Here is a 1,291-nt window from a genome sequence, read left to right on the forward strand (position 1 = left end):
CCAGCTTTTTCAGCTGCAGCAATATACGGAGTAGCCCAATGGTTTTGGGTATCTGTAAAGGATGGTTTTGCATCGAAGTCAATTTGTATACCTAATACTTTTGTCATAATTTTCGTGGCGGAAGCTCTGTCTAATGAATCATGTGAACCAAAATTTCCATCTGGATAACCAATTAAAACTTGTTTATCCACTAAGTAATTAACGGATTGCTCTGCCCACTTTGGAACATCAGGGAATTTCTTGGTATCTGCAAATATATTAGATGAGTAGGATAGTAGACTTCCTGCAATAATTCCTGTAGCAATTAACTTGGATTTCATAAAATATTCTCCTTCTAAATCTTAATTTCTATCCATTTTCATGCATTTAATTTATATTATTCCTTTATTAAGAAATGATAATAAAGGAATAATATAAATGTTGATGAGCTTATTGAATAATTAACTATATTGTTAATGGACAATATATATATAAGGAGTTGCATAAATAATGGTTCTTTATCCAACAAAGTATATAGAGAAAAGGTTTTCTATCAATATGTATATTTTAAAAATTTTTAAGCATAACATACATTTGGTTCAACGATTTTAGCTACCTGTATATAAGTGTCAATGAACAAATATAAGTTTATATTCAACTTTTTTAATTAAATTCAAGTTAGTTTTTGTATACTTGTTAAACTAGTAAACAAACTTGAAAATCAATCTCAATTAATATTTATTAATTATAGTTAAGTATATATTAATGCGTCAACAAATTATTAATTTTTAGTAAATAAAATTAATTTATATTAATTTTTTATGTTAATATTAAACATTTTTAGTAAAGTTATTCATTGACACTTATGCATATAAGTAACTATAATCGTTACACCAAATTGAATATATGTCAGCATCACCACAAACATATAAATATAAAAATAAAAAATCTCAATTTGGTAATACAATAGATTGGTAGAGGTGTATATTTTTATGAAGCGCAAATTAATTACAACAGGTCTTCTTGCGGGGGCTATATTATCCTATTCTTCTAGTATTTTTGCGGATACTCAAAAGTTTCCTGATGTTCCAAAGTGGGCAGAGCAATCTGTTAATTATTTATTGGAGAAACAAGCTATATCAGGTTTACCAGATGGTACCTTTGGCTCAAACGCTACGTTAGATCGAGCTTCCGCCGCAACAATTATAACAAAAGCCTTAGGGATAAAAATTGATACAACAGCCAAACCTTCTTTTACAGATACCCAAAACCATTGGGCTACTCCGTATATTGCTGCAGCTGAAAAAGCTGA

The 1,291-nt window shown here is 29.0% G+C and carries 2 protein-coding genes; one reads left to right on the plus strand and one right to left on the minus strand.

From position 1 onward, the window contains the following. A partial coding sequence (locus ILT06_RS32160; RefSeq protein WP_222656000.1) for an S-layer homology domain-containing protein occupies positions 1 to 320 on the minus strand: 320 nt, incomplete at its 3' end. A gap of 651 nt (positions 321 to 971) precedes the next feature. On the opposite strand from ILT06_RS32160, the gene ILT06_RS32165 reads away from it, so the two are divergent. Continuing rightward, a partial coding sequence (locus ILT06_RS32165; RefSeq protein ID WP_222656001.1) for an S-layer homology domain-containing protein occupies positions 972 to 1,291 on the plus strand: 320 nt, incomplete at its 3' end.

The sequence above is a fragment of the Bacillus sp. 17RED48 genome (assembly GCF_019837545.1).
In the GTDB taxonomy this organism is placed as follows: Bacteria; Bacillota; Bacilli; order Bacillales; family Bacillaceae_G; genus Bacillus_A; species Bacillus_A wiedmannii.